The 21,283-nt window shown below is 28.9% G+C and carries 17 protein-coding genes; 6 read left to right on the top strand and 11 right to left on the bottom strand.

The window, feature by feature from the left end; all coding sequences use genetic code 11:
- Window positions 1-214 precede the first annotated feature (214 nt).
- The 5 genes from OY14_03665 (at window position 215) to OY14_03645 (ending at window position 7,774) form a co-directional block, all read left to right on the top strand.
- A complete protein-coding gene (locus tag OY14_03665) occupies window positions 215-2,953 on the top strand; it encodes a penicillin-binding protein (protein ID AJA90516.1) in 2,739 nt (912 codons plus the stop codon).
- Between the two features lie 6 nt (window positions 2,954-2,959).
- The gene (locus OY14_03660) at window positions 2,960-3,352 is read left to right on the top strand and encodes a chromosome partitioning protein ParB (GenBank protein ID AJA90515.1); all 393 of its coding nucleotides are present in this window, start codon (window positions 2,960-2,962) and stop codon (window positions 3,350-3,352) included.
- Window positions 3,353-3,382: 30 nt separating this feature from the next.
- Entirely contained in the window at window positions 3,383-4,966 is a 1,584-nt protein-coding gene (gene pgi, locus OY14_03655) for a glucose-6-phosphate isomerase (protein AJA90514.1), read from the top strand.
- Window positions 4,967-5,036: 70 nt separating this feature from the next.
- The gene (locus tag OY14_03650; GenBank protein ID AJA90513.1) at window positions 5,037-6,446 is read left to right on the top strand and encodes a sodium:dicarboxylate symporter; all 1,410 of its coding nucleotides are present in this window, start codon (window positions 5,037-5,039) and stop codon (window positions 6,444-6,446) included.
- Window positions 6,443-7,774 carry a CoA-disulfide reductase gene (locus tag OY14_03645; GenBank protein ID AJA90512.1) on the top strand — a complete coding sequence of 444 codons (1,332 nt, stop codon included), beginning with the start codon at window positions 6,443-6,445 and terminating at the stop codon, window positions 7,772-7,774. The genes OY14_03650 and OY14_03645 overlap by 4 nt, the downstream gene beginning before the upstream one ends.
- 11 nt (window positions 7,775-7,785) lie before the next feature.
- On the opposite strand, the gene OY14_03640 is transcribed toward OY14_03645, so the two are convergent.
- Genes OY14_03640 through OY14_03625 form a run of 4 tightly spaced genes read right to left on the bottom strand, consistent with a single transcriptional unit; the run spans window position 7,786 to window position 12,252 of the window.
- Complete coding sequence (locus OY14_03640) at window positions 7,786-9,129, bottom strand: diphosphate--fructose-6-phosphate 1-phosphotransferase (protein ID AJA90511.1); 1,344 nt, start codon at window positions 9,127-9,129, stop codon at window positions 7,786-7,788.
- A gap of 31 nt (window positions 9,130-9,160) precedes the next feature.
- Window positions 9,161-10,132: an ATP-binding protein gene (locus tag OY14_03635; GenBank protein ID AJA90510.1), complete on the bottom strand. Its 972-nt coding sequence runs from the start codon at window positions 10,130-10,132 to the stop codon at window positions 9,161-9,163.
- A gap of 9 nt (window positions 10,133-10,141) precedes the next feature.
- Window positions 10,142-10,924, bottom strand: coding sequence for a lectin (locus tag OY14_03630; protein AJA90509.1), 783 nt, complete (start codon window positions 10,922-10,924; stop codon window positions 10,142-10,144).
- 5 nt (window positions 10,925-10,929) lie between these two features.
- Entirely contained in the window at window positions 10,930-12,252 is a 1,323-nt protein-coding gene (locus OY14_03625; GenBank protein ID AJA90508.1) for a potassium transporter, read from the bottom strand.
- Window positions 12,253-12,349: 97 nt separating this feature from the next.
- Between OY14_03625 and OY14_03620 the strand changes: the two genes are divergently transcribed.
- The gene (locus tag OY14_03620; protein AJA90507.1) at window positions 12,350-12,883 is read left to right on the top strand and encodes an adenylyl cyclase; all 534 of its coding nucleotides are present in this window, start codon (window positions 12,350-12,352) and stop codon (window positions 12,881-12,883) included.
- Here OY14_03620 and OY14_03615 read toward each other — a convergent pair.
- The 7 genes from OY14_03615 to OY14_03585 form a co-directional block, all read right to left on the bottom strand.
- Window positions 12,857-14,299 carry a hypothetical protein gene (locus OY14_03615; GenBank protein AJA90506.1) on the bottom strand — a complete coding sequence of 481 codons (1,443 nt, stop codon included), beginning with the start codon at window positions 14,297-14,299 and terminating at the stop codon, window positions 12,857-12,859. The two genes, OY14_03620 and OY14_03615, sit on opposite strands and share 27 nt — an antisense overlap.
- Entirely contained in the window at window positions 14,286-14,915 is a 630-nt protein-coding gene (locus tag OY14_03610; protein AJA90505.1) for a CDP-diacylglycerol--glycerol-3-phosphate 3-phosphatidyltransferase, read from the bottom strand. The genes OY14_03615 and OY14_03610 overlap by 14 nt, the downstream gene beginning before the upstream one ends.
- A 4-nt stretch (window positions 14,916-14,919) precedes the next feature.
- Window positions 14,920-16,665, bottom strand: a complete 1,746-nt coding sequence (locus OY14_03605; GenBank protein ID AJA90504.1) for a threonyl-tRNA synthetase — start codon at window positions 16,663-16,665, stop codon at window positions 14,920-14,922.
- Window positions 16,666-16,829: 164 nt separating this feature from the next.
- On the bottom strand, window positions 16,830-18,149 hold the full coding sequence (locus tag OY14_03600) for a rod shape-determining protein RodA (protein AJA90503.1): 1,320 nt from the start codon (window positions 18,147-18,149) through the stop codon (window positions 16,830-16,832).
- Window positions 18,150-18,153: 4 nt separating this feature from the next.
- Complete coding sequence (locus OY14_03595) at window positions 18,154-19,953, bottom strand: penicillin-binding protein (GenBank protein AJA90502.1); 1,800 nt, start codon at window positions 19,951-19,953, stop codon at window positions 18,154-18,156.
- A complete protein-coding gene (locus tag OY14_03590; GenBank protein AJA90501.1) occupies window positions 19,953-20,435 on the bottom strand; it encodes a membrane protein in 483 nt (160 codons plus the stop codon). The genes OY14_03595 and OY14_03590 overlap by 1 nt, the downstream gene beginning before the upstream one ends.
- Window positions 20,435-21,280 carry a rod shape-determining protein MreC gene (locus OY14_03585; protein AJA90500.1) on the bottom strand — a complete coding sequence of 282 codons (846 nt, stop codon included), beginning with the start codon at window positions 21,278-21,280 and terminating at the stop codon, window positions 20,435-20,437. Before OY14_03585 ends, OY14_03590 begins: the two co-directional genes overlap by 1 nt.
- Window positions 21,281-21,283 lie beyond the last annotated feature (3 nt).

Raw genomic sequence — 21,283 nt, 5'->3', positions numbered from 1 at the left:
ATTAATCAAGTTGCAAAAAAACTTTACTAATAATTAATAAATCCACACTTAAAACTAACAATATACCATCGCCCAACATCTCAGCATTTGTCAATTAACACAACTTAGGGAGCGCTGATTGTTATAGTGTAAAATTATAACAATAATTTTACACTATAACAATCAGCTTATAATATTAATTCTTACATACTTATAGTATACTTTAATAAAAAGTATGAAACTAAATAGCCTTAAGTTGAAAAAAATAAATACACATAATCTACTTATTTATTTAACATATTTCACAGTTAGCTTTTCTATTATCACACTGGCATTAACAATATCTAAGACTATAAACATACAAAAAGATAAAAACTTCGGATATATAAACCCAGCAATTCCTTCAAGGCTTTTAGATATTAATGGAAGACAAATAACTCAATTCATATCTGATGAAAACAGAGAATTAATGCCTTTGAGAAAAATGCCTGACAATCTAATTAACACCCTTTTAATACGAGAAGACATTGGTTTTTTTTCTCATAGAGGTTTTTCCTTAATAGGAATATTTAGAGCTGCATTTAATATTGTTCTTGGCAGATATTTCTCAGGAGGAAGCACACTAACACAACAACTTGCAAAGCTTCTCTATACAAATCAAGCAAGAAGATCTATTTTGAGAAAATTGCATGAAATATGGTGGGCAATCCAACTTGAAAAAAAGCTCTCAAAATACGAAATACTAGAGAAGTACCTTAATAAAGTTTATTTTGGAAACGGAAACTATGGAATAGTTGCAGCATCAAAATTCTTTTTTGACAAAAGCGTAAACAAAATCAATACAGCAGAATCCGTGATGATGATTATTCAACTTCCAAATGCAAAGCTTTATTCACCTCTTTACAATCCAGAATTTTCAAAAAAAATACAAAGAGCCGTTTTAAACCAGGTTGTATCAAATGGAATAGTGAAAGCCGAAATTGCTGAAAAAGAATTTAATGAATACTGGCAAAATTATGATTGGACTCGAATGGCTGATACATCAGCCATTTCAAACAAAAAAGACCAAGCTCCTTATTTTTCTGAATACATAAGACAAAAAATATTAAAATATTTACCAGACGGTTCAAACATATATAAAGACGGCTATTCAATATACTCAACTCTTGACCTTGAAGCACAAAAATACGCAGATAAAGTTACAAATGATATGATTAATAAAGCTAGAACAATGCATAATTTAAACAGATCCTCTGAAGCAATAATTATTAATTCAGAAATTGTTCCTGTAGTAGACGCAATATCAGATTTATTAGGAATTAAAAATTTAAGAATAAATGGAAAGCAATATAAAAAACTGCGAAAAAGAAAATTTTACGAAGATAATATTGATCTAATAGCAAGTTTTGGAGCTATACTTGGAATTGATAAAATAGACAAGGCAACAAAAGAATATATTATCAAAAATAAATTAACACCAAAACTAATAGCACAACCCGAAGGGGCAATGATAGCAATAGACACTACAAGCGGAGCGATAAGAGCCATGGTTGGGGGGAGCGGGCATGCTAAAGACAATGAATTTAATCGAGCCACACAAGCAAAAGTTCAGCCTGGAAGCGCATTCAAAACATTATATTTTGCAGCTGCAATTGATCTAAAAAAAATAACAGCTGCAACAATGTTTTCAGACTCTCCAGTAGCATTTCTAAATAAAAATGGAGACGTTTATGCTCCAGAAAATTACGGTGGAAAATGGAGAGGAAATGTTTTAACACGCCAAGCATTAGCTTTATCTTTAAATATTCCAGCATTAAGAATATTAGACAAACTGGGCTTTGAATCTGCTATTAGTTATTCTTCAAAACTGCTAGGAATAACAAACCCAAAAGATATAGAAAAAACGTTCCCAAAAGTTTATCCACTAGCACTTGGTGTAATATCGGTTTCTCCAATCCAAATGGCAAGAGCCTTTGCAATTCTGGGAAACAGTGGCAACGAAATTGAACCTTATGGAATAAGATATATTGAAGACAGAGCTGGGAAAATAATAGTAAATGAAGAATCAAGCATATTGACTAAAATAAAAACTAAAGACTCTCAAACCCAAATAGTATCTCCTCAGGCTGCTTATATCATCACAGATATGATGAAATCAACAATTCAATACGGGACTTTAGCAAATCAAAGATATACAAATCTCAAAAACTTTAAATCTGATATTGCTGGAAAATCGGGAACAACACAAAATTGGGCAGACGGATGGGCAATAGGATATTCTCCTTACATAACAACAGCATTATGGGTTGGATTTGACAAAAAAGGATATTCACTAGGAACATCTGGAACAGGAACAGGATTGGCAGGACCTAGTTGGGGAGAATTCATGGCAGAATATCATAAGAACTTACCCAAAAAAGTTTTTGTAAAACCTGATGGAATAATTAGCATTCCTGTACAAGCAGAAACAGGACTACTGCCAGAAGAAATTGTTGACGAGAAAATAATAAATGAGCTATTTATTTCAGGAACACAGCCAATTGAAAAATCAAAATACTATGAAAATAAACTGGAATTTAAAAATGCATTAGAATTTAATATATATGGAATTGATGAGATTAATAATGACGAAATAAATTTTGATACGCCTGAATTCGAATATCTTGATAACGATTTTAAAAGCCTAAACAATGATAAAAATAAAAACGAAGAAGAAGAATATGATGATAAAAATAAAAACGAAGAAGAATATGATGATGAAATAGAAAATGTAAAACCACAACAAACTGCAACACCAAATAACAATAACAACGAAGAAAAGTTTGTTAAAGACACTAAAGACATTCAAAATGGGATCATTATTAATGAAACAAACCCAGAAACACAAAATACAAAAGAATTAAATTTAAACAACAATGAAAATGAAAAAATTAACAATAAAGATGTCAACGGAGAAGATATCCAATTGGATTAAAACAACATGTTAATAGATATCGAGCAAATAAAAATAAAAAAAAGAATTAGAAAAAATATAGGAGATACTGAAACCCTTAAAAACAGTATTAAAAAACATGGATTAATTTATCCAATAATAATAGATAAAAATAAAAACTTAATAGCGGGATTTAGAAGATATCAAGCCTTAAAAGAACTGGGCTACAAAGAAGCCGAAGTAAAAGTAATCTCAATTGAAAACAAAAAAACTTTACTTGAAATTGAACTTGATGAGAATAATGTTAGAAAATCATTTACAAGAAGCGAAGCAAACGAAGGAGAGTCTTACTTAAAAATTTACTCTGAAAGCAATCTAATAATAAGATTTCTTAAATTCATTATCTTAAAAATTAAAAACATGTGGAGAAGAAAAAAATAAAAAATTAAACCATAGCAAAGAGGTGTATCTATGATAAATTATAAAAATCTTAATGAACTTGCAAATTTTAAAATCCTTGAAAGGATTGCCCCAGAAGTGCTCAAAACTGCATTAACTGGAAAAAGAATAAAAGAATACGACATTACAATAGAAGGAGATAGAGTACATTACAATTATGCTTCAAAGCAAATCAATGAAAATCACCTTAAAATTTTTCAAAACTTAAGCGATGAAGCAAATTTAATAGAAAAATACAAAGAACTACTTAATGGAGAAAATATCAATATTAGTGAAAATAGAAAAGTCCTACATCACCTTACAAGAGGCCAACTCGGTAAGGACGTAATAGAAGACAATAAAGAAAATATGAGAGATTTTTTTCAATCAGAACTTGAGAAAATATATAATTTTGCAAATCAAGTCCATTCTGGGAATATCAAAAGTGCAAATGGAAAAAACTTTAAAAATGTAGTACAAATAGGAATTGGTGGATCTAGCCTAGGACCAAAAGCTCTTTATAGCTCACTAAAAAATTATGCAAAAAAAACCAATCTAGCCTTAATGAATGGTTATTTTATTTCAAACATTGATCCAGACGAATCAGAAGAAATATTAAACAGTATTAATATTGATGAAACACTCTTTATTATTGTCTCAAAAAGTGGAAATACATTAGAAACCAAAGCTAATATGCAATTCCTAATAAACAAATTAAAATTAAACGGCATAAAAGAATATAAAAAACAAATAGCTATTATAACCTTAAAAGATAGCATGTTAGCATTAGAGGAAAAAGGATATCTTGAATATTTCTTCATGCATGATTCAATAGGTGGAAGATTTTCTCCAACATCAGCAGTTGGACTTGCACTACTTACTCTTTGCTTCACAGAAAAAATTGTAAAAGAAATTATAAAAGGAGCCAATAAAGCTGACAAAAAATCACTAAATAAAAACGTAAAAGATAATGCACCACTTCTAGCAGCACTAATTAGTGTATACGAAAGAAATGTTCTCAACTACAGTAGCAACTGTATAATCGCTTATTCTAAGGCAATGGAAAATTTTTATCTTCACTTGCAACAACTTGAAATGGAAAGCAATGGGAAAAGTGTAAATAGATTTAAAGAAACAATAAACTATAAAACTGTAAGAATAATTTGGGGGGGCATTGGAACAGATGTTCAACACTCATTCTTTCAAATGCTTCATCAAGGAACAGACACAGTCCCAATGGATTTCATAGGTTTCAACGAAACACAACTTAAAAAAGACGTAATATCTGATAGCAGCTCAAGCAATGACAAATTAAAAGCAAATTTGATAGCCCAAATAATAGCATTTTCAAAAGGTAAAGAAAATAGTGACAAAAATAAAAATTTTAAAGGCGAAAGACCTTCTGCACTAATATATTCAAAAGAATTAACACCTTACACAATAGGATCAATACTCTCCCATTATGAGAATAAAGTAATGTTTGAGGGATTTTTATTAAATATAAACTCATTTGACCAAGAAGGAGTTCAGTTGGGTAAAACCCTTGCAAATAAAATTTTAAAAAATGGCACTTTTGAAGATGAGTCGATAGAATCTTATTATCAAATATTAAAATAAGATTAATTAATTTTTGACGTATTTTCTTACGTTTAAAAAAGAATGCACTAAGCTTATACAAGAGGTAAGAATGGATAAAGTAGCTATACTATATACATTAATCAATATTATAATAATGCTTATTTTAATAAGCATAGTTTATGTTTGTAAAAAGAAAAATGTTTCTTTTACAAAAAGAATATTTATATCTTTAGGGCTAGGAATAGCATTTGGAATGCTTATCCAATATTTTTATGACACAAATTCATCTATAACAAAAGAAACTATAAATTGGATAAGCATTTTAGGTGATGGCTACATAAGGCTTCTTAAAATGGTTATAATGCCCTTAATAATAACATCAATAATCTCTGCAATAATAAAATTAACCAACAGTAAAGATGTTGGAAAAATGAGCCTATTTGTAATATTAACACTAGTATTCACAGCAGGACTTGCTGCTATAATTGGCATTTTCACCGCTTTAATATTGGGATTAACAGCTGAAGGACTACAAGTGGGAGCCAACGAAATTTTACAAGGTGAAAAATTGCAAAAAGGTCTTGAAACATTAAATCAAACACCAATCACAAAAAAAATCGCAGAGCTTATTCCTCAAAATATATTCGAAGATTTGGCAGGACTTAGAAAAAACTCAACAATCGGAGCTGTGATATTCTCAGCCATCATTGGAATAGCAGCCCTTAAAACATCTGTCAAAAAGCCAGAATCAATAGAATTTTTTAAAAAAATAATATTAACAATTCAAGACGTAGTATTAGGAATAGTAACTTTAATTTTAAAACTAACACCTTATGCTATATTAGCTTTAATGACAAAAATTACAGCAACCAGCGAAATCAAAAGTATAATAAAGCTTGGTGAATTTGTAATTGCTTCCTACATTGCCATAGGTCTTACATTTCTTATGCATATGGCGTTAATTGCAGCAAATAAATTAAATCCAATTACATTTATAAAAAAAATATTTCCAGCACTAACATTTGCATTTATATCTAGATCTAGCGCTGCAACTATGCCTATTAACATAGAAATTCAAACTAAAAACCTAGGAATAAGCGAAGGAATAGCAAATTTATCAAGCTCATTTGGACTTTCAATTGGACAAAATGGTTGTGCAGCACTGCATCCTGCTATGCTTGCAATAATGATAGCACCAACTCAAGGAATAAACCCAACAGATCTTTCATTTATACTTCCACTTCTTGGATTAATAATAATAACTTCATTTGGAGCTGCTGGTGCTGGTGGAGGCGCAACAACAGCTTCATTAATGGTACTCTCAGCAATGAACTTACCAGTAGGATTGGTCGGACTTGTAATATCTGTTGAACCTTTAATTGATATGGGGAGAACAGCTGTTAACGTGAGTGGTTCAATACTTGCCGGTATAATATCTGCAAAACAACTCAAACAATTCAACCAAAACATATACAACAAAAAAGAGCTCATACATAAACAAATGGAAAAACAATCATGAAAATAATAATTATTGGGGGCACATCAGCGGGAACCAGTGCCGCAGCTAAAGCAAAGCGCTTAAACAAAAATTTAGATATTACTATTTATGAAAAAACAAGTATTGTATCCTTTGGGGCTTGTGGTTTGCCTTACTTTATAGGGGGGTTTTTTGAAAATCCAAATACAATGATTTCAAGAACACAAGAAGAATTCGAAAAAGCTGGAATCTCTGTTAAAACAAACCACGAAGTTATCAAGATAGATGCAAAAAACAATACAATTAAAATAAAAAATCTAAAAACAGGAAACATTTTTAACAATACTTACGATAAGCTAATGATAGCAACCGGTGCAAAACCTATTATCCCGCCAATCAATAACATCAATATAAAAAATTTTTATACACTAAGAAATTTAGAAGATGGTCAAAAAATAAAAAATTTAATGGATAAAGAAGAGATTAAAAATGTAGTAATAATTGGTGCTGGATATATTGGAATTGAGATGATAGAGGCAGCAAAAAATAAAAGAAAAAATGTAAGATTAATTCAACTAGACAAACATATACTAATAGATTCCTTTGACGAAGAAATATCCAAAATAATGGAAGAAGAACTAATAAAAAAAGGAATTGATCTTCATACAAATGAGTTTGTAAAAAGTTTAATAGGAGAAAAAAAGGTAGAAGGAATAGTAACAAATAAAAACACTTATCAAGCTGATGTTGTTATACTCGCAACTGGGATAAAACCTGTTACTAAATTTTTAGAAAATCAACTTAAAACTGCTACAAATGGAGCAATAATTATAAATGAGTACGGAGAATCTAGCATAAAAAATATTTTTTCTGCAGGAGATTGTGCAACTATATATAATATAGTAAGCAAAAAAAATGAATACATACCTCTAGCAACAACAGCCAACAAGCTTGGAAGAATAGTAGGCGAAAATTTAGCTGGAAATCGTGTCCCATTTAAAGGTACATTGGGTTCAGCTTCAATTAAGATACTGTCTTTAGAAGCTGCAAGAACAGGGCTTACAGAAAAAGATGCAAAAAAGCTTCAAATAAAATATAAAGCTATTTTTGTAAAAGACAAAAATCATACAAATTATTATCCGGGCCAAGAAGACCTTTACATTAAATTAATTTATGAGGAAGATACTAAGACAATACTTGGAGCACAAGCAATAGGAAAAAATGGAGCTGTAATAAGAACCCATGCTTTATCGATTGCCATCTATTCAAAGCTTACAACAAATGAATTAGGAATGATGGATTTCTCATATTCTCCACCATTTTCAAGAACCTGGGACATATTAAACATTGTTGGGAATGCTGCCAAATAAAAAGAATTTAATTAATTCTTCATGTTAATTGGTTGCCCCGTACTTGAAAGAACATCCCTCCAAAAAGAACCATTTGGATTAACCTTATTCCTGTCCATTACTGCCATCTTAATCGGTATATGCACAAATTTTGTACTCCACAAACTAATTAGCATCTTTGTCTTACCAGACATTGCAGCATGCACAGCATTTGACCCAAGCCTAGCACAATAAAGCGCATCACTAGCATTAGCAGGCGAACTCCTAATAATATAGCTGGGATCGATGTATTTAAGAGTAAATTGTATATTTTTTGATTTAAAATATTCAGTAATTTTATCTTTAATATAAAGCCCAATATCCTCATAAAGCAAATTCCCAGAGTCATCTTTCTTGCGAGGAAAATGATCAAAATACTTCTGCCCTGCCCCTTCTGCTATCAGTATTACTGCATGAGGAATTTCTTCTAAACTTTCTTTCTCCAAAAGTCGTCGTTCAAGATGAACAAGAAACCCATTAGGACCTTCTATGTCAAAATCAAGTTCTGGAATTAAACAAAAATTAACATCATTCGAAGAAAGCGCAGTGTGAGCTGCAATAAAACCAGAATCTCGCCCCATAACTTTAACAAGCCCAATGCCATTATAAGCACTATTAGCTTCAAAATGAGCACCAGCAACAGCTGCAACTGCTTGTTCTACAGCGGTTTCAAATCCAAAAGATTTTTGGACAAACATAAAATCATTGTCTACAGTTTTAGGAATGCCCACAACTGCTATTTTTAAATTTCTTTTTTCTATCTCCTCAGCAATAAGAAGAGATCCCTTTTGAGTACCATCTCCACCAATGTTAAAAATCATATTAATGTTCATTCTTTCCAAAGTATCAACTATTTCCACAGGTTTAATGCCGCCCCTTGAAGAGCCAAGAATAGTACCCCCAAATTTATTAATATCATCAACAACATCCGGATTAAGATTAATAAAAGGCGAATTTGATTCAGGAAGAAGACCTTGATATCCAAATTTTACTCCATAAATATTGCGAACCCCATAAATTTTCCATAAAGTTCGCACAATAGAGCGAATAACATCGTTAAAACCAGGGCAAAGCCCACCACAAGTAGTAATAGCAGCTTTAACATGCCTGGGAACAAAATAAATTTTTTCTCTAGGCCCAGCTTTCTCTAAAAGAACATCCTCGTATTTATCTCCCTTATCCTCATCCCTATAAACACTAAATTTAATTTTATTTTTTTCATTAACAAAATGTAAAAAACCCTCGCTAGCATAAAAATCAATTAAAGGATTATTTTGCTTGCATTCTCCTAAATTATCTATTTTAAAATCTAAATTTTTATTTTTAATTCTATACACCCAAACACTCCTTTATAGCATTATAGCCCAATTACTTTCTAATAAACTGACTTTGATCTTTAATCATATCGTATATGTCATCGTAAATATAAGGAGACCCTTCAACAGGAGATTTAATTAGATTACCAGCTATAAATTCAAAATATTTATTCAACTTTGAATTTTTCTCAAAATCAATAAATGGTACTCTATTATTAATAGCCTCTCTAAAACTTTTTGCAAAAGGCACAAAACCTATAAACTCTATTGGTATATTAATATTATTCTTAACAACATTAATCAAATTTTCACACATAGCAATCTCTTCACTAGTTTCTATTCTATTTAACACCACTCTAGGATAAAAATTATTCATCATTTTCTTAACTTTTAAAGAAGAGCTTAAAGAAATAAGCTCAATGCCAACAATCAAGTCTTTAAATCCAAGATTTGTCCCCTCAATCTTATCTTTAAAAAAATTACCAATATAATCACGCTCAGGACTTTTTTGCGGAAAACTTAAATATAAGAGACGATAAAGAGCATTTTTTAAAAAAGAATAGGCATTAAGTATTGAAGGAGTTTCTGGAACAGTAACAATTACACCACTATAAGAAGCTAAATAAAAATCTATTGTATTATAAGAAGTTCCAGACCCTAAATCTAAAAAAATAAAATCAGCAACAAGATCTTTTTGAATAGATTCTATAATCTTTTTCTTAACAGAAAAAGGAAGATTAGCTGTTCCTGTATAAAGAGAATCACCTGGAATAATGTAAAGCTTATCATAAGGCGTTTTGCATACTAAATCTGAAAAACTTTTACTCTTTTTATTAATAAAAGAACCAATACCCATCCCCTTGTTTTTAACACCTAAACATGTATGCAGATTAGATCCCCCAAGATCAAGATCAACAAGTATTACAGTTTTACCCATACTAGAAAGCTTGTAACCAACATTTGCAACAAAAGATGTTTTTCCAACACCACCTTTGCCACTTGCTACAGGAATAATTTTAATCATTTTTGAATCCTAATTATCCTTACTATCTTTTTGAAAAATTTTCATAAAATTAAAAAACCTTACAAATCTAGATTTTTTTTCAACATCTTTATTTAAATTTTCATCCTCTTTAGAAACTGAAATTAAATCTTTAATTAAATCTTTATTATTTGTAAAATTTTCAATACTATCTGGCTTCCCACAAATTATAATTTTATCATCTTTTAAAAAAAAGTAATCGCCATCAACAAATTCATATCTAGAATTACTCAAATTTCTAACAGCAATAACTGTAATCCCACATTTCCTTCTAAGATCAGCTTCAAAAAGAGTTTTTCCAACATATTCTTTAGGAATAACAGTTTCAGCAACAATAATATCATACCCAATAATATTATAAGTTGAAAGATTAGGAGATACTAATAATGGAGTTAATCTTCTTGCAGCATCTTTGCTTGGAAATATTATTTTTGTTGCTCCAAGGGTTTTTAATATTTCAGCATCATCCCTATTTTCTGTCTTAACATATATTTCTTTCAAACCTAAAAGATTGCAATAGTGAGTAACAAGAGCACTTTTGCCAAGATCATCATCAAAGTCAATCACAACAGCATCTGTATCTACAGGAATTATTCTTTTTAAAGCATTTTTAGTGAATTGCTCAACAACAAAGCTTTCCGTAGATATTACATCATATTCTTCAATAAGCTCCTTAGATGTATCTATAATAATAATCTGACAATCAAGTCTGCTCAAGTCCTCAAGTAAGTGAATTCCTAAATTGCTAAGTCCAATAATAACAAATGTTTTCATACACCTCAACCAACTAAAATATCTTGTCTTGGCCTTGTAAATTCTTCAAAACGTGACTTTCTTGAAACAAAAACAGCCATAGAAAAAAGCCCTATTCGTCCTGCAAACATAGTGAAAATTATAATGACTTTACCCCAAAATGACAAATCCTGAGTTACTCCAACTGAAAGACCAACTGTTCCAAAAGCAGAAAATACCTCATAACCCAAATCAACAACTTTCCAATTACCAGACCCACCCTCAAAAAAAAGAAGCATAAAAAAAGAAAAACTTAAAATAAAAATAGCTCTTGCAAAAAATAAAAGTGCAAATCTTATGCTATCTATTGAAACCTTGTAAGAACCAATAATATACCCATTGCCATTTTGATTTTTTACAACAGCTAATACAATTAAAAAAAATGTTGTAATCTTAATTCCTCCTGCAGTTGATCCAGGCGCTCCTCCAATAAACATAAATGGCAAAGAAACTATTTGAGTTCGTCCACTTATCAAAGAATTATCAAGATAATTAAAACCGGCCGTTCTAGTACTAATCGAATAAAAAATTGAATTAAATATTAGAGTACCTATTGAATATCCATCTTTTAATTTATGCATCTCTGTAAAAAAGAATAAAATTGCACCAATTATAATTAAAAAAAAGCTTAAAGAAAAAACTATTTTAGCATGAAGCGATAATTTTCTCTTATTCTTAATAGTATTCTTTACATCCCTATAGACCATAAACCCAAGTCCACCACAAATTATCAAAACAGAAACCACTACTATGGCTTCAGGAACATCTCGCCATGCATAAATACTCTCAGAGTGCATCGAAAAACCTGCATTGCAAAAAGCAGAAATTGTAGTAAATAAAGCCTCTAAAAATGAAATGTTAACTCCTCTAAGTTTAAAACAAATAAGTATTAATATTAAACCTATCATTTCAATTGAAAAAGTTATAAACAATATGCTTTTTAAAATTCTAATAGGATTATATTCTATATTTGAAAGAGAATACTGCTTTATTATTCTTGCATCTGTTAAATTCATTTTCTTTTTGGGAATAAGCAAATAAAAGGTAGTAATACTTATAAATCCAAGCCCCCCAAGCTGGATTAGTAACATTATTAAAATAAATCCAAAAGTAGAAAAATTTTCTATTTCAACCGTTATAAGGCCTGTAATGCTTACAGCAGAAACAGCCGTAAAAAGAGCGTCAATATATGATAATTTGCCATCGCCTTTCCAAGAAATAGGCATCATCAACAAAAGAGAGCCTACAAGCATAATCAAAACAAAATAACTAAAAAGTAAAAACTTATCGCTAAATTCAAATTTCAACATATCATACAAAAAGCTGTTTAAATTTATTTAAAATCCATCTCATATAGCATAATATTTTAACATTGAAATATTATCATAATTCCGTTATTTTTAATATATGTTAGAAATAGAATCAAAAGCATCTATTCCTCCAAAGGAGTTAAAAAAAATTATTAAATTGGCAAATAAAAAATTTAAATTTATTAAAGAAGAGATCAAATCTGACATTTATTATTCAAATTCAAAAAAAATTATAAGAATAAGAAAACTAAATACGCTAGAAAAAATTGTCACATTTAAAAAAAAAATATTAACCAACAACAATACTATAGAAATTAATAAAGAAATAGAATTCAAAATAGACAATATTAAAAATTTTCTAACCCTTATGAAAGAATTTGGATTTAAAACACTATACAAAAAAATAAAAAAAAGCTTAATTTACCAAAATAATAATTTAAATATAGAGATAAACGAAATAAAAAACCTTGGTTTTTTTTTAGAAATAGAAAAAATAATTAACGATCAAAATGACATAGATTTAGCAAAAAATGAAATTAACAACATAATCAATCAATTCGGATTAAAGCAAAACCTTGAAACTAGACCTTATTTTGAATTACTTTCATTGGCAAATCAAAGTAAAAAATAACTCATTGGAATTAGAGCTTAAAGTAGATAATACAAATCCCTGATTGCCATAAATTTCAACCTGAGGGCTAGTAACATTGTTCTTGAAATATTCCAACTTATTCAAAAAATACCAATTTTTATTCTTAAAATAAATTAATCTTACATTACTATTGTCTTCAAAAGCTAAAAACAAATTGTTTTTATAAAGCCCAGCATCAATGCTTGAGCCTTCCATTTTAACATTAGGGCTTATATTGATCCATCTATTACTATTCAAAGGACAAATGCTTACAATAGGCCTATTTTCAGAAACAAAACTCATAATTATTTGATTAAAATTAGAATCAAAAAAAACTTTGATAAAATTAGCCATATAAACAGAAGGAATATTTGCACTTACCCAAGCATTTTCATTATTTATAACAAACTCAGATTTAATTCCGCTGTTTGATTTATAATTATAAAAAACACCTAAAAAAGGTTCAGATATTAATCCAATGTTTGATGAATTAACATTAGAATCACCTTTGCTTAAATAAGAATGTATTACATCTGTCCAAATACTTCCATAGCCTATATTGGAGATTAAATTTATTTTATATTCACCCCCAATTTCTCTTAAATATGTCAAATACAGCCTATCTTTTAAATCAATGCTAATATTTAGTAAAGATCCAAAATTTTCTATGTACTCAGGACTAATGTCAATCCACTTTCTACTATTAAATTTTTTAACCACAAGTTCGCTAGAAAAATCAGGACCTGATTTTGTAACAAAAGCAATATACAAATTCCCTTTTGAATTAATTGAAAAATCGAAATTAACTATATTAATAATATTACCATTAACAGATGAATCAAGATTAAACCAACCAACATCTTCAATAAACTCAGCAACTTTAATATCCTCACTATTTTCCAACTGATAAGCAATATAAATATTGCTTTTATAAGTCCTTAATATATACTTTTTAAGCTTAGTAGTTAAATTTAAAACAGGTAAATCTTTTAAAATGAAAAACAAATTTTCTTTTTTAATCTTAGATATTTTCGCTTTCAAAGAAGAACTGTTCAAAATCGAAAAATCTAAATCTGTAAGCGAAAACCTTATATTTTCATTTTTAGGAACAACGTATATTATTGCATAAAGAGAATTTTTATCTAGCCTTATTTTAAAATCTCTTTTTTTTATTTTATCAGTTATATACTTTTTATTAGAAATATCATAAATTGTAAAAACAAAATCAAAATTTGAACTTTGATCTAAAGTTAAAATATAATCAGAAGATTTACTGACTTTTAAATAAACACTTCCTTTACCATTTTTACTTAAAATATTCAATGGGCTAATTTCTGTTAGTACATGGCTTTCTTGAGCTTGAATAGAAAGTTTTATCAATAAAAATAGCAAAATTAATAACTTATTTATTTTCATATTTTTTAATATTAAAAAATATTAACACATAATCTAAAAATGATAAAACCGCAAAAAAAGCAGCACAAATATACACAGTTTGAACAATTAGCAAAAATTTAAATTCAAAATTTAAAATATAACTAATAAAATTTTGAAACGGTTTAGTAAAGTTGAGTTGATTTAAAGTATAAAACAAAAGACTTGCAAAAGTACAAACAGCATAAAGAATTGACTTTAATTTTCCTAAAAAATTGGCTTGCTGAACTACATTAAACTGAATAATTAAATTTCTAACAAAACCAATAGAAATCTCACGATAAATAAATATTACAAAAAAATAATAAGGGGTAATACCTTTGGAATAGAAAAAAACAAAATATGTTAAATGCTGCAAAACATCTGCATAAGGATCTAAAATTTTACCCACATTACTAACAAGACCATATTTTCTTGCAAGATACCCATCAATAAAATCCGTGAACTCGTTAAAAATGATTAAAAACCAAATAATTACAAAAAACAAATAAGGAAAAAATATACTTTCCAAAAAAAATAAGATTAATATGATAAATGAAAGTATAATCCTAGCTAATGTTATTTTATTAGGAGTAATAACTTTGATTAAATTGTTCAATTTATTAAATCTCCTTATCTTTTATTTTTAATAAAATAAATTCAAGAGCTTTGTTAAGATCAATTCTATTCATTTGCTCATTTGTTCTTGTCCTAATAGATATTTTCTCTTCTGCTACTTCTCTTTCTCCAATTATAAACATATAAGGAATTTTTTTAGCCTGATATTCTCTAATTTTAGCATTCATTCTTGAAGAGCTGTTGTCAAACTTTATTCTAACCCCCTCATTTTTGAATTTATTTAAAACCTTAATAGCATAAACTTCTACAATATTGTTAACAGGAATAATTACTACTTGAACAGGAGATAACCATAAAGGAAATGCTCCTCCATAATGTTCTACAAGAATTCCAAAAAATCTTTCAATAGATCCCAAAAGAGCTCGATGAATCATAAATGGTCTTTTTTCTTTACCATCCTCAGCCGTATAAGTCATATCAAATCTCTCAGGAAGATTAAAATCAAATTGAATTGTGCTCATCTGCCACTCTCTCTCAAGAGAGTCAACTATTTTAAGATCAATTTTAGGCCCATAAAAAGCACCTCCCCCTTCATCAATTTCATAAGGAACTTCAAAATCATTTAAAGTCTCTTCAAGAACTTTTAAAGACATTTCCCAATCAGCCTTATTTCCAACAGACTTATTCGGCTTTGTAGAAAGATAAGCTTTTAAACTGTTAAAGCCAAATTTATTCCACATATAAACAGCAAACCTAAGAACTTCTTTAATCTCGTCTACAACTTGAGAATGAGTACATATAATATGAGCATCATCCTGAGTGAATCCTCTGGCTCTCATCATACCATGCAAAGCACCTATTTTTTCATAACGATATACAGTACCAAGCTCAGCCCATCTAAATGGCAAATCTCTATAAGAATGCTTACCTGTATTGTAAATAGCAATATGAAAAGGACAATTCATGGGTTTAAGATAATAATCACTTTTATCCATTTCTATTTTTTCAAACATGCTGTCCTTATAAAAATCTAAATGACCAGAAGTTTGCCAAAGCCAAGACTTGCCAACATGAGGAGTAAAAAGAATATCATACCCATTTTTAGAATGCTCTTCCCTCCAAAAATCCTCTATTAAAGCTCTTATTTTAGCCCCATTAGGATGAAAAAATACAAGACCTGGCCCAATCTCTTCATGAATAGAAAATAAATCAAGCTCTCTTCCAAGCTTTCTATGATCTCTTTTTTTTATTTCCTCTCTCAAATTAAGATAAGATTTCAACTCTTTCTCATTATTCCACAAAGTCCCATAAATTCTCGTAAGCATTGTATTTTTTTCATTACCTCGCCAATAAGCTCCAGCAATACTAGTAAGCTTAAATGCCTTTGGATTAATTTTATTCATATTATCAACATGAGGCCCCCTGCAAAGATCAACAAAATTATGGCTCTTATAAATAGAAATTTCATTTTGTAAATCAAAATTCTTAATCAAATCAATCTTATAAGGCTCATCTTTAAAAATCTCAAGAGCCTGTTCTAAATTTATTACCTCTTTCTCAAAAGAACTACCTGTTTTTAGAATCTCCCTCATTCTATTTTCTATATCTAAAAGAGATTCTTCTGTAATTTGCTTTTTAAATTCAAAATCATAATAAAAACCATCTTTAATAGGGGGACCTATTGCAATCTTAGTATTTGGAAACAAATCACGCACAGCTTCTGCCATAACATGAGCTATAGAATGTCTTTTTTTGTAAAGAATATCTTCTTTATCTAAATCTTTGCCCACAACAACACCTTCAATTTTTCGATTTTTATTAAAAAATTAAAATTTATATTCATCACTTTTATCTAAAAATGTCTACCTAAAATATTTATAATTACTAAATTAAAATATACAAAAAAAATTTCTAAAAAAACAGGGATAAGAAAACAAAAATTAAAAATAAATTCTCAATCCATAGCAACTATTGATTCAATATTAAAATAAAAAGACATTGCTAAAAAAAATGTAATAGTTGAAGAACCTCCATAAGAGAGAAAGGGAAAAGGAATCCCAGTAATAGGAAGAACTCCCAAAGACATTCCAACGTTAAAAGAAGTATGAAAAAATAAAAGTCCCAAAATTCCAGATATCACTAAAGCCATATATCTATCTTGACTTTTATTCATTATTATCAAAAACTTAAAAAAAATAAAAAAAAACAATATTAAAATCGTACTAACACCTAAAAACCCAAACTCTTCAGCAAGAATAGAGAAAATAAAATCTGTACTCTGAGATGGCACATAATTAGCATGGGTATAAGGCCCTTTTAAAAATCCTTTACCCAAAAGCCCTCCAGAACCAATTGCTATCTTAACCTGATTCAAATTCCAACCAGCACCCTTAGCATCAATAGCTGGATCTAAGAATACCAAAAACCGTTTAATCTGATAAGTCTTCATTAACTTTGAAAGGACTTTTGAAAACAACATTGAAACTAATAAAATAGAACTTACAAAAAATACATAAAAATAAATTATTTTAATATTCAATCCATATTTAGCAATAAAAAATCCTAAAGCAGAAATCAAAAGTATTAAAATCAATACCCCTATTGTTAGCCTAAAATAAAAAGGATTTGAAAAAATAAGATAAAATACATTGCCCATACTTACCTTATATTCATACCAAACTGGCAAAATTGCAAAAACAAACGAAAAAAATCCTATTAAAGCAAATGATAAAACATAATGTAAATCTATTCCTGCAAAAAAAGAAATAAATATAAAAATGGTTAAATATACTATCGCTGTACCAAAATCAGGTTGCAATAATATAAGAATTACTGATGGAAAAATTAAAAGAAATGCAAAGATAAAGGTGAAAAATTCATTATAACCTTTTTTTTCAGCATAAAATTTTGAAAGGGTTAAAATGACAATAATCTTACCAAATTCAGAAGGCTGTCCTCCAAATTTCCATATACCAATCCAAGACCTTGCTCCATTTACGGTCATTCCAAAAATTGAAGTAAAAATTAAAGCCAATATTAATAAAAAATATAAAGGATAAATCATGCTGTAAACAAATTTTAAATCATACTTACCCACTACAAAAATTAAAAAAAATCCAATAATTACCCAAAAAGTTTGCTTTATATATTCATTCTTAGTTAAAGATCCGCTAACATTATAATCACTTGAATAAATCAATAATATCCCAACAAAAGAAACTATAAGTAAGCTTATTAAAGCTAAATAATCATAATTTTTTCTAAAAACCGCCATTAATTTACCTAATATACCATGGCCTATAATCTTTAAGAAGATCCTCATAACTTTGGTTTGCAAAAATACCTTGCATTATTAAATCTGTAGATTTTGCAGGCCACCAATCAATATTGCTTTTTGCCTCAACCAAACTAAAAACAATAATCTGATTATTAACTGGACCATTATAAGGAGCAAGTCCTACAAAAGAACTGTTTTCAAAACCATCTATACCAGTCTGACCAGTCCCCGTTTTGCCTCCGACCTTAACAGCTTTTGTAATAACTGCATATTTTGCTGTACCATAAGTTACAACACTTCTCATATATTTTTTTAAAAGCTTAAATGTGCTTTTACTAATAAGGCTTGTCTTTCTAAGTATTTCTGGCTTATTCTCAAGAAGAACTTCATTAGTACCACCCTTTAAAATTTTATTTACAATTCTAGGCTTATATACAACACCTTCATTCGCAATCATAGCAACCATATTAACAATCTGCATAGGAGTAGCATTCAAAAATCCTTGGCCTATTGAAAAATTTACAGTATCTCCCCCTACCCAAGGCTGATTAAAAGTTTTCTCTTTCCATCCAGGACTAGGAAGCAGACCAGATACTTCATTTGGTAAATCAATTTCTGTTTTTTCTCCAAATCCAAATTCTTTTGCATATTTTCTAATTTTATCAACTCCAAGATATTTAAGCCCAAGTGTATAAAAATAAACATTAGAAGAATGAGCAACCGCCTCTTCTAAATTAACATACCCATGACCACCAGGCTTCCAACAATGGAAAATTCTATTTCCAACTTTAAAATATCCAGGGCAATAAATTTTACGATCTTTGTCTATAACTCCCTCTTCAAGAATTGCAGCAGCAACAACTAACTTAAAAATAGACGCCGGTGGATAAACAGATTGAACCGCTTTATTTAAAAAAGAGTAATCTTCCTTATTATATTTATTATAAACATCCGTCATAGAATAATAAGGATAATTATGAAGAGCAAGAACAGCACCTGTTGATGGTTTTAATACTACAATAGCACCGTGCCTTTTACCTAAAGCATTCTTAGTAAGATCTTGAATATCTTTATTAATATTAAGCACAACATCATTACCTGGCGTCATATTCCTTATAATAGAACCATCATCTATTCTTCTTTCCTTAGAATCTACTTTATATTTAATTAATCCCTCTTTTCCTCTAATATAATTGTCATAAACTTGCTCAATACCCAACTTCCCAATTGTAGAAGTATTATCATACCCGCTAACATTATAAAACGTTCTAAGCTCTCTTTGATTTATTTTCCCAACATACCCAATTGAATGTGAATATGAATCGTCAACTAAATAGTTACGCTTAAAAGAATAGGTCCACAAAAGAGCAGGATAATAAAATTTTTTTTCAGAGATCTTAAACAGCATCTTAGGAGTTAACTCAATTATTTCAACATCTTTAAGATAACCACCAGGCTCTTGAAGTTTAGACAAAATAATCGATTTATCAATATCTAGAGTGCTTGATAAAAAGTCTATCATCTCATTTCTTGTAGCAACAGGCATATTATAATACTGCTGCAAACTTATTTTTAAAACAAACATAGTTAAATTATTTGCCAAAATATTAGAATTAGAATCTAAGATTTCACCTCTTGAGGCATTAATTTTTTCTAATCTTGATAAAAAAACATTTGCTTCCCTGTCGTAAAACAAATGCTTGCCAATCTGCATTTGAAATAAAATTGCTAAATAAAACAACATAACTGCTATTAAAAACAATATGCCAAACTTGTATCTAAAATTTGTGATAATGCCCATTAATAATCCTCTTTAAAAGAATAAAAATTTTTAGTAAAATAATTTTGAATTGGATATAAAAAGTTAATAAACATTATATTTACAACAAGATCAAGGTTAAAAATTGAATAATTAAAAGATTTTAAATCTACAAAATCACAAAATAAAACGGCCAAAAACCATATTGTAATTTTTGAAAGGATAAAAAATATTGTTATACTAAGCATATTTTTAGGCATTAACAACTTTATCTTGACAATAAAATAAAGTATTAGTGTATATCCGAAAACAAAAAATCCAAGTGGTAATCCCGTAAAATAGTCCATAAGAAGACCATAAAAAATACTAGATAACAATCCCACATTAAAAATAAAATTTAGAGAATTAAAAACTAGAAAAATTAAAAAAATATCTATTGAAAAATAAAAATAAGTTGCAAAATAGTGTTGGAAAATTTTACCTAAAAATGCACTAGAAATAAAATATGTAAAAAACGATGCCATTAATCACTAATCTCTTTGTTGTTTTTAACAAGAAAAACATACTCAAGCTTATCTAAAGCTATGGCTGGCTCGACTTCTATTTTTAAAAGAGAATTGTATTCAAGAATATGGAAATTTGTAATCTTTCCAATATAAATACCAACTGGATATTCACTAAATCCAGCAGTAACAATAGAATCGCCTATCTTCAAATCTTTTTCGGCAAGTTTATTAACATAATTCATTTCAAGTTTCTTGCCATGACCATTGCCTTCTATAAGGCCTATAAACCTACTACTTTGAATTCTTGCAGACACAAAATTTTCAAAATTAGTCAAGGGCAAAATTTTAGCAGTATTAGAATAAACCTTTACAACTTTGCCTACAAGCCCACTAAATCCATCTTGATATGCAACTGCTATCATATCCTTTTCTATCCCATCATTGAATCCTTTATTAATAGCCATTAAAGTTGATATATTTGAATAATTTAGATATATAATTTCTGCTGAAATAAAATCATTAGAACTTGATAAATAAAAATTTAATTGCTCTTTAAGACGAACATTCTCTTGTCTTAGTGACTGTATATTCTGAGTTACTATTTCAAGCTGCTGTATCCTTTTTTTATAAAATTCTATCTTGTCCTTATAATTCTTGTATTCGTTTACAGTTTTAAAAACATTGGAAATAAAGCTAAAAAATCCATGCATCCTACTTTGAATATAAGAATTAAAAGTAAAAAACAAAAAATTATCAGTTCTTCTCCTTTGAATACTGCTTGAATCATAAATCATAAAAACAAAAGAAACTATCAATACAAAAAACACTTTGATAAAATTCTTGAATTTGACAAGAAAATTCATAAC

It is taken from the genome of Borreliella chilensis, from assembly GCA_000808095.1.
In the GTDB taxonomy this organism is placed as follows: domain Bacteria; phylum Spirochaetota; class Spirochaetia; order Borreliales; family Borreliaceae; genus Borreliella; species Borreliella chilensis.
The sequence above is the reverse complement of the archived record's forward strand: the minus strand, read 5'-3'. Positions and strand labels throughout refer to the sequence as shown.